The organism is Caulobacter sp. GW821-FHT09A05, assembly GCF_059418465.1.
On record NZ_JBWKPX010000061.1, the window covers coordinates 1 to 1,386 of the forward strand.

1 protein-coding gene is annotated in these 1,386 nt (G+C 70.2%); it reads right to left on the reverse strand.

Features of this window, described 5'->3' with window-relative positions; translation table 11 throughout:
- Positions 1 to 1,386 (reverse strand): acetate--CoA ligase (locus AC07NX_RS26165; protein WP_494646042.1); only part of this gene is annotated, 1,386 nt, incomplete at both ends.

Below are 1,386 nucleotides of genomic sequence, written 5' to 3' on the forward strand. Positions count from 1 at the left end.
GTGAAGAACCGGTCGGGATCGCCGTAGACGCCGCGCATCTGGCCCGGCCAGCTGTCGGTGATGACCAGGTTGCCCTCGGTGGCCCCGTCCAGCACCCTGCCGTCGGCGTCGACCAGCTGCAGCTTGACCCCCGGCAGGGGCTTGGTGGCCGAGCCGGGCTTGAGCGCCGTGGCGCCAGGCAGGGGCGAGACCAGGATCCCGCCGGTCTCGGTCTGCCACCAGGTGTCGACGATCGGCAGCCGCGCCTTGCCGACCACGCGGTGGTACCACAGCCAGGCCTCGGGATTGATCGGCTCGCCCACGCTGCCCAGCAGGCGCAGGGACGACAGGTCGTTGCGGGTCACATGGTCGTCGCCCTCGCGCATCAGGGCGCGCAGGGCCGTGGGGGCGGTGTAGAAGATCTCGACCCCGTGCTTGTCGACCACCTCCCAGAACCGGGCCGGGGTCGGGTAGTTGGGCACGCCCTCGAAGATCAGGCTGGTCCCGCCGTTGGCCAGCGGGCCGTAGACCACATAGCTGTGGCCGGTCACCCAGCCGACGTCGGCGGTGCACCAGAACACCTCGCCGGGCCGGTAGTCGAACACCGCCTCATGGGTCCAGCTGGCCCAGGCCAGGTAGCCGCCGGTGGTGTGCATCACCCCCTTGGGCTTTCCCGTCGAGCCGGAGGTGTAGAGGATGAACAGCGGATCCTCGGCGTTCATCGGCTCGGGCGCGCAGGTGGTCGAGGCGGCGGCCTGGACGTCGTCCCAGACCACGTCGCGGCCCTCGACCAGTGGAACCTCCGCGCCGGTCCAGCGGATCAGCAGCACCTTGTCGACCTGCGGGCACTGCTCCAGGGCCTGGTCGACATTGGCCTTCAGCGGCACGCGCTTGCCGCCGCGGCGGCCCTGGTCGGCGGTGATCACCAGCCGGCTCTCGCAGTCCTGGATGCGGCCGGCGATCGAGTCGGGCGAGAAGCCGCCGAACACCACCGAATGGATCGCCCCGATCCGCGCGCAGGCCAGCATGGCCACGGCCGCCATGGGGATCATCGGCAGGTAGATGGTGATCCGGTCGCCCTTCCTGGCCCCCAGGTCCTTGAGGACGTTGGCCATCCTGCAGACCTGCTCGTGCAGCTGGCCATAGGTGACGGCGTAGGCGTGGCCCGGCTCGTCGCCCTCGAAGATCAGGGCCGTCTCGTCCCTGCGGTGCGGCAGGTGACGGTCCAGGCAGTTGGCCGAGGCGTTCAGCACCCCGTCGGCGTACCAGTGGATGTGGAAGTCGTCCTTGGCGAACGAGACGTCCTTGATCTTCGTCGGGGCCTGGATCCAGTCCAGCCGGCCGGCCACGTCGCGCCAATAGCCCTCCGGATCGGCCTCCACCCGCGCCAGCGCCGCCTCATAGCCG